Origin of the sequence: Pseudoponticoccus marisrubri, assembly GCF_001482405.1 — a bacterium.
Lineage (GTDB): Bacteria > Pseudomonadota > Alphaproteobacteria > Rhodobacterales > Rhodobacteraceae > Pseudoponticoccus > Pseudoponticoccus marisrubri.
This window is the reverse complement of sequence record NZ_LPXO01000032.1, coordinates 1-7,461: the sequence shown is the minus strand read 5'-3', so window position 1 is coordinate 7,461 and position 7,461 is coordinate 1. Positions and strand designations below refer to the sequence as shown.

The window sequence follows — 7,461 nt, the reverse complement described above, 5'->3', positions numbered from 1 at the left end:
TGCGCCACGAAACTGCAAACGCGTAACATCAACCAGCGGTGAGCCAGAGCCTCCAGTCTGGAAAGCGCTCAAGCGTCCCAAATTATCTGACGACGGACACTTCGATACCTCTGGCACGGCACACGCCCGAGATATCGTGACCGATACTGGCTGGAAGATCGTGCTGGATCGCGGCCTCGACATTTTCCAAGCACCGGTGCGCCGTGAAGGCTTCAACCTCGGGGATCGCCTACAGGAACACCGCATGGTGAAAGGGTTCTACGTGACCTATGTCCGACAATAGACTAACGTTCGTGTCGGTTGCCGTCGCCGCACAGTATCCTCAGGATGGGTCGACGTGCCGATCGCGGTGATCCGGGAGTCCTGGGCGGTTTGCCGACCTTCGCTGCAGCTGCAGCCAATGGCGACCCCGCGCAAGAAACGGACGCTCGCTCTTTGACGGCGGTGAGGCTGTTGCGCGCCTCATCCTTTTGAAAAGTGCCGCCGTCAGGGACACCTGGGGCAACAGCGACGGGTTTTGTTGCTGTCGCCTCGTTACGTGCCATCAGACACCGGCCGGTCGCGCGGAGCTATTCCGCGGCTTGGGACGCGGGTGTTGGCCACGCATTGGCTACAAAAGCCGTATCCAGGTCCGTTTCCGCGATATGGTTGGTGTAGTTGGACAGGGTTTTCAGTGCCGTGCCAAGAATAACCTCGAGCACGGTTCGCCGCGTGTAACCGGCCTGCAGAAAACGCTCGATCTGCGCTTCAGTGGGCCATCCACGGCTTTCGTTGATCACGATGACAAACTGGCGCAGGGCTTCCAGCTTACTGTTCGCGATGGGGGTATCGTTGCGCAGCGCCGCGATGACATCCTCCGCAACTCCGGCCATCTGCGATAGCGTCGTATGTGCTGCCATGCAGTATTGGCAGCCATTCAATCGGTTGTTGGTCATCAGAATGATCTGACGCTCGGTTTCCGACAGCTCCGTTTTGCCGAAGATGGCCGATAGCGTTGTGTAACCTTCGAGGATGGTCGGAGCCTCCGCCATGGTGGCGTAGAGGTTGGGCACGAAGCCGTACCCTTTCAGCGCAGCTTGCAGGATCGGTTTTGCGTCTGCGGGAGCGGAATCGATCGTGTGCGTAGGAAAGTCTGTCATTAGTTTGTCCTTTTTCTTGGGTTGGTCAGGCAGGTGAAGAGTCTTTTGTTTGGCAGGTCTGCCAAACTGCTGTGCAAGTGCACGCGTCGCTTCTTTGGCAGCGCTGACCGAACGGTCATGCCGTGCGTCCTTGAACTCCTGATATTCAATGGCAACGGTTTGGATGTCTGCGACGTCGACACCAAAGTAATGCGCGCAGGCAGCAATGGCGGGATCCAGTGCGTTCAGGTGCGCCCGTGGCCCGCCGGGCTCAAAACCGAACTCGCCCCGGGACGACAGCACGACGAGCTGCTTGTCCTTCAGGATCGGTTCGATGGGGAAGTCGCCACGTCCGAGATCGAACGAGAAGGTTCGACCGATCCGTGCAACGTGGTCAATCCAGCCTTTCAGCGCGGCGGGCATCCCGTAATTGTACATGGGCGCCCCCAGAACGATGATATCCGCAGCCACCACCTCGTCGATCAGGACATCTGAAAGGGCCAGCCGCTCGGTCATCCAGTCTTCGCGAGCCTCGGGCGGGGTGAAGGCTGCATGGATGAATCGGTGATCAATCGCCGGAACCGGATCCTGTCCGATATCACGGGCGATCACCTCTGCGTCCGGATTGGCATGCAAGAATTCGGTCGTGAATAGATTTGTCAGCATACGCGTCAGCGAACGGTCTTGCCGTTGGGCGCTGGCATCGATGCGAAGCAGGGTTGTCATCGCTTTATCCTGTAGTTTCCGAGAAGAGAGGGGGACGGCCCGGACATCTGCGCGAGTCGCCAGGTTTTTCGGGTTGCCTGGATCAGAGATCGCTCACAGGCGTATTCACAATACCGGGCCATTTGGCGTTGGCGCCGGCGATAACCGCCTCCGGATCTTCGAGGTATTTCTCGAGGGTCGCGGCGCTCACGAAGAGATAAAGCTTCCCCTCGACGATATCCGCGTAACGAACGTCGCCGTCGAGCTTCTTGCCGACTTGGACACCGAAGGCGCAGAAGCCGCCGAACTGGGGAAGATACTGCTCCGGCGCAGCATCGAAACTTGCTTTGGCTTCCGCTGACGTGAAGTAGTAGTCCACGCCGTCATAGGTCGACGTATGGACAGCGTTTCCTTGTGTCGGAGCGCTGCTTTCGAACATGGACACGGGATCGACCCCGTGCATGCCGAGCGGATTGCCATGAGCGTCAAGCCATTGCCGACGTTGACTTCATCTGCCGCGTAGGCGGCGGTCGAAATCGCGATGGACATGGACAAAGCCTGGAGGAAGATGGAGGGTTTCATGGAAGAGATCCTTTCCTGAGGGAGGGTAGGGTTCTTGTTCGGGGTGCATCAGGCGGATTGCGCGATGCGTTCGACGGCCTCGTCGGTCCACCAGACGCCGTTGGCGACCATGCGGAAGTTGATGATCGCGGCGAGATAGCCATCGCCTTCGGGCACTTTCGCGCCGGCGGTGGCATCGCGCACGACGGCCACCTCGTAGCCCAGCTCCAGTAGCTCGTAGAGATGCGCTTGGGTGCAGAGGTTCGCGGACATGCCCGCAAGGATCACCTTGTCGATCCCGCGCTTGCGCAACTGCAGGTTCAGGTCGTTCTGAGCGGGGCTGTAAACCTTGTGCGGCGAGCAGACGATGGTCTCGCCGTCCTCGATGTACTTTTTGTACTGTGGCATCCAGTCGGCGCCGGAGCCTTCGAAATTTTCGAGATTCAGGGGACCGAGCCGGTCGAACATGCCAATGGCGTGCATGGTCTTTTCCAGGGTTCCCTCGAACTGCCACTTGTGGTCGTGCGGGTAGTAGTAATGCGGCGAGATGAAGACCGGCATCCCGGCGGTCTTGGCGGCCGCGAACAGCCGTTCGATATTGTCGACGGTGCCCTGTTCTGTCACGCTTTCGCCGACGACGCCCCATGTGACGCCGTCCTCGGACAGGAAATCAATCTGGGGATCGGTGACAACGAGGGCCGTTCGGCCCGGCGCGATGTCCATGTCGACTTGCGGCAGACCCGGCTCGTCAGGATCGGCGTAGTGCGCGCGTGCCTCCGGCGTCGCGGCACTGGCCGAAGCGCCGATAGCGGCGGCGGCCCCGGCAGCGGCACCGCCCGCGGCCCCGGCGATAAGGCGCCTGCGCGCCATGTCTACCCGCTCGGGGGTTACATCGCAGCCGCAGACGTGGGTATGGTCATGAGAGTGATCGTGGTCCATTTCAAGGCTCCATTCTGGTGGTGGGTGTTGACGGCGCACCGCTTGGCGTACCGCTTGGGGTGTTAGGGTCGAGGCGTTGCGCGCCAGGGGCGTTCTTGCCTCTCGTGGCCGGGAACCGGCCGTGTCAGGGCAGGCACCGTGTCGCTCTGTGGGGCGGCACGCCTGCGATCCAAGCAGACAGGCCGGTCGCTTCGAGGCCGGGAAGGTGACAGTCCGGCCGCTCGAAGGCGGGGCCGACATCGGTTGTGTCGATGTCGGTCATCGGTTCCGCAAAGATTCTGCCCGGCATCGTCACCGGGAAGGTCACAACGCCGGTCATAAGGCCGGCGGCGATTGTCATCAGCACCATGTGTGTCATTTCGCCTGTGCCGCCTGGGCGCTCTGAAGGATCTGCAGACCGGCGATTGTCTCGCAGCTTTGCCTGAGTATGGGACATACTTGTATTGTCAGTCATGGCGGTGGCCTCTCGGTTTGCGGAGAGGAGGAGCCGGGGGTGCCGGGTCCCGACCTATCCGGGGTCGATGGCCTTACGTTAAGGAATTGGGCACATCCGGTATTGGCCGACCCTGCCAAGCGCATGGCCGGGTCTGCCAATGCGTTCTGACCGCTCAGCCTCGTCCTTGGGCGGCGGCCATCCGGACGGGCGCGGGCGTCACCCTATCCTCGACCGCACGGCGCGGGCGTTGGTCGTTGCGCTGTGTCATGCAGGTTTCCCGGATGTCGGCGAACACGGGAGGCCCGGGCGCGCCCGGGCACCGGTCTTGATCGAGGCCGGCTCCGTCAATTTCATGACCAATCCCGCAAAAACCGAAGCGGCCAGATGGCGCTAAGGATCCGGGAACTGCTGCCGGAACTGCGCGGGGGCCTGTCCGACCCAGCGCTTGAAGGCTCGGCTGAACGTGCTTTGCTCGGAAAATCCGGTGAGGAACGCGATCTCGGCGATGGAACTCGCGCTATCCCTCAGAAGCTCCTGGGCAAGCGAGGATTGCGCTTCAATGAGCACGTCACGGAAGGTCAGCCCCTCATCGGCGAGGCGACGGTATAGCGTACGTTCGCTCAGCCCCATGTCGCGCGCGACCTCCGCCGCCTGCGGGACGCCGTCGCTTAGCGCCGGTGTCAAGCGACGCAGAAGGGCCGCCCGGAGCGAGGGGTCGTCCTTGAGCGAGCCGATCTCCGTCTCGAGATGGGCGGTCAGGAAGTCCGACACCGCCGCATCGCCCAGCCGGTTTGGCAGGTCGAGCATTTCGGGCTTGAAGGCTATGGCGTTACGATCCGCCTCGAAGTAGACAGGGCAACCGAAATGCGCGGCATAGCGATCCGGATCGCTGCGGCACGCGTGGCGGAACGAGACATGTTCGAAGACCAATTCGCCGTCCACGATCTGGCGAATATTGCGCGCGGACCCGGCCAATGCGCCTTCGTTACGAAAGTCGAGCACGGGATGATGCCCCGTTCGCGCCTCGAAGACGAGACATGCCGGATCGCCGGTATCGTCCAGGCGATAAATCGCAGAATCCGTGACAACCCGCCAGTAACGTTGCACGCGCTCGAGGGAGGCGCGGAGTGTCGGCGCCGTTTTCATCGACAACCCGAGCACGCCTATATCGTCGGCTCGGATCATCTTGGCATAGGCTTCGAGCAGCGCGACCTCGTCTTCATGCTGGCGCCGGATCCAGTCCAGAAAATCAAAATAGTCGGTTTCCGTGAGCCGGCCGTCCGTGGGCTGCGGCAAACGGCGCACAACCACTCCGCCGGAGACAAGAGCCCCGTCGTCTCGCAGCGTCATCCCGGCCGCTTGGGCCATCGCACGCGCAAATGCGGCTGTCACGCTCGGCATGGCCAAAGCTAAGCCGAAAGCGTCGCGAAAACCAGTCTTTCCATGCTGCCTAACAAACCGCCGCTTCATTCAGGCGCTCGGTTCGCGCTCGGGGAAGCCTTTGGGAATCTCGTTGATCGACGCAATACGCCGGCGCATCAGGCCGTCCGTATCGAACTCCCAATTCTCGTTGCCGTAGGCGCGGAACCAGGCGCCGCCGTCGTCGCGATATTCGTAGGCGAAGCGCACGGCGATGCGGTTGCCGTGATATGCCCATAGCTCCTTGATCAGGCGGTACTCCAACTCGCGCGCCCATTTGCGCGTGAGGTACTCGACGATCAGGTTGCGGCCCGCGGAGATCTCCGCCCGGTTCCGCCACTGGCTGTCGGGGGTGTAGGCGAGCGAGACCCTTTCGGGCTTGCGGCTGTTCCAGGCATCCTCCGCCAGCCGGACCTTGATCCGGGCAGACGCGTCGTCGAAGATCGGCAAAGGGGGGCGTGTCATCTGGCTAAACCTTCTGAGTGCCGCAGAATTCGCCCCGGTCGCGGTGCGGGACATAGCGGGGGGAAGCGCGACCGGGGCGTCCGCGGTGTCACGCCGCCGTGGCGCTGACGACCGGGAAGTCGATGGGCGTGTCGAACGCCTCGTTTAGGTAGTTGGTGAGGGTGTTGAGCGCGACATGTGCGACGATCTCGACGATCTCGGCGTCGCTGTAGCCCGCAATCCTCACCGCCGAGACGTCGGCGTCGGAGACCTGTCCGCGTTCGCGCACAAGTTTGGCCGCGAAGCGTACGGCCGCATCGGCCTTCGCGTCGGAGGAGCCGCCGGCGCGGTTCGCGGCGATCTCGGCGTCGTCGAGCTTCGCGAGGGTCTTTCCAAGGTAGGTGTGCGCCGACAGGCAGTAGTCGCAGCCGTTGATCTGTGCGACCGCCAGCGCGATCCGCTCGCGGGTCTGCGGTGTCAGGATGCCCTTCGCGAGCGCACCGTTCAGACCGAGATAGCCCTCGAGCGCGGCGGGGCTGTTCGCGGTGATGTGGAACAGGTTCGGGACACTGCCGAGCATCTTCCTGACCCCCTCGAGGAGGGGTTGGGAGGCGGCTGGCGCGGCGTCGATCGAGGCGGGAAGCTGGATGCGGGACATGCTGGTTTTTCTCCATACGGTTTGATGTTCCGAATGTAGGGATGGATCTCGCCATCGTATTGGCATGCTCTGCCAAGCGTTTGGCTCGATCTGCCACGCCGGCTGTGATATGCACCCATCGAGGCTCAAAACCGTGACAACCGACAAAATCATCGATGTAGCTGTTCCCGTCGCGGTCTTCGTGATGATGTTCGCGCTTGGCCTCGGTCTGACGGTCGCCGACTTCCGATCCTCCTTGAGACGGCCGAAGGCTCTGTTTATCGGGGTCGCGAGCCAGGTGTGTCTGGTTCCTGTTGTGGGTTTCCTGTTCGTCTCGGCACAGCAGCAGGACGCGGAGCTAGCCCTCGGCATCGTGCTCCTCACGCTCTGCCCCGGCGCCGCGATGAGCAACCTGCTGACGCGGATTGCCGGCGGTGATGTGGCCCTGTCCGTGTCCCTGACGGCGGTCAGCAACATCCTTTCGGCGGCGACCCTGCCAGCGCTGTCCCTGCTGGCGGCGGGTCATTTCCTTGGCACCGAGGCGCTCGGGGTCGAATTCGGGGATCTCACGTTGCGCGTCGTGGCGGTCGTCACAGTTCCCGTCCTTCTGGGCATGGCGATACGCCACCTTGCGCCCCGCGTCGTCGAACCGCACGAGCCTGCCATCTTCCGCATCTGCTTCGCCGTGTTCATCGCGATCATCGGCTGGTCCTTCATGGAAGTCGCCGACACGTTGCAATCCGGCCTGATCCTGATCGGGTGGCAGCTTGCGCTTCTGACCTTCCTACTTCTGGGTCTCGGTCTTGCCGTTGGGCAGGTCTGCGGTCTGTCCGAGCCGCAACGGACAACCATCGCCGTCGAGACGGGCGTGCAGAACAGCGGGCTTGGGCTTGCCGCGGGGGCGATGCTGTGGGGCGATGCGGCGGGTTTTCCGCTCTTCTCGACACCTTCGGTGGTCTATGGCGCCCTGACCTATGCAATGACCTTTCCGGTGGTCATCCTGCTCTCGCGCGCATGGCAGCGCGTTTGAGGGCTGTCTGACGTCAGCACCTGTGGGACAGATTTGAGGTTTTCGTAACGGAGGATTTCTGGATCATCGCAGCCACCAAGGAGCGAAGATGAGCCAGAAATCCGGAACATCCAAGGACGCGGCCGACAAGCTGGTCAAAGGGATCAAGCGCAAGACCCGGAAGCAGTACTCG

General features: G+C 62.3%; 9 protein-coding genes. 2 read left to right on the top strand and 7 right to left on the bottom strand.

Annotation, left to right across the window (positions count from 1 at the left end):
- The coding region (locus AVJ23_RS22455) for an MIT C-terminal domain-containing protein (RefSeq protein WP_157772761.1) at positions 1–283 on the top strand (283 nt) is incomplete at its 5' end.
- A gap of 286 nt (positions 284–569) precedes the next feature.
- Here the strand turns inward: AVJ23_RS22455 and AVJ23_RS23415 are convergent.
- From AVJ23_RS23415 to AVJ23_RS21700, 7 genes are all read right to left on the bottom strand, one after another.
- Positions 570–1,844, bottom strand: a complete 1,275-nt coding sequence (locus AVJ23_RS23415) for an NAD(P)H-dependent oxidoreductase (protein ID WP_240484772.1) — start codon at positions 1,842–1,844, stop codon at positions 570–572.
- An 82-nt stretch (positions 1,845–1,926) separates the two neighbouring features.
- On the bottom strand, positions 1,927–2,262 hold the full coding sequence (locus tag AVJ23_RS21725; protein ID WP_276203230.1) for a YHS domain-containing (seleno)protein: 336 nt from the start codon (positions 2,260–2,262) through the stop codon (positions 1,927–1,929).
- A 191-nt stretch (positions 2,263–2,453) separates the two neighbouring features.
- Positions 2,454–3,323 carry a cysteine hydrolase family protein gene (locus tag AVJ23_RS21720; RefSeq protein ID WP_205626904.1) on the bottom strand — a complete coding sequence of 290 codons (870 nt, stop codon included), beginning with the start codon at positions 3,321–3,323 and terminating at the stop codon, positions 2,454–2,456.
- A 124-nt stretch (positions 3,324–3,447) separates the two neighbouring features.
- On the bottom strand, positions 3,448–3,672 hold the full coding sequence (locus AVJ23_RS21715; protein WP_058864331.1) for a hypothetical protein: 225 nt from the start codon (positions 3,670–3,672) through the stop codon (positions 3,448–3,450).
- A gap of 477 nt (positions 3,673–4,149) precedes the next feature.
- The gene (locus tag AVJ23_RS21710; protein WP_058864333.1) at positions 4,150–5,160 is read right to left on the bottom strand and encodes a helix-turn-helix domain-containing protein; all 1,011 of its coding nucleotides are present in this window, start codon (positions 5,158–5,160) and stop codon (positions 4,150–4,152) included.
- A gap of 69 nt (positions 5,161–5,229) precedes the next feature.
- Positions 5,230–5,643, bottom strand: coding sequence for a nuclear transport factor 2 family protein (locus AVJ23_RS21705; RefSeq protein ID WP_058864330.1), 414 nt, complete (start codon positions 5,641–5,643; stop codon positions 5,230–5,232).
- Positions 5,644–5,731: 88 nt separating this feature from the next.
- Complete coding sequence (locus AVJ23_RS21700; protein ID WP_058864329.1) at positions 5,732–6,280, bottom strand: carboxymuconolactone decarboxylase family protein; 549 nt, start codon at positions 6,278–6,280, stop codon at positions 5,732–5,734.
- Between the two features lie 133 nt (positions 6,281–6,413).
- On the opposite strand from AVJ23_RS21700, the gene AVJ23_RS21695 reads away from it, so the two are divergent.
- Entirely contained in the window at positions 6,414–7,289 is an 876-nt protein-coding gene (locus tag AVJ23_RS21695; protein WP_157772760.1) for a bile acid:sodium symporter family protein, read from the top strand.
- The last annotated feature ends 172 nt before the right edge of the window (positions 7,290–7,461 follow it).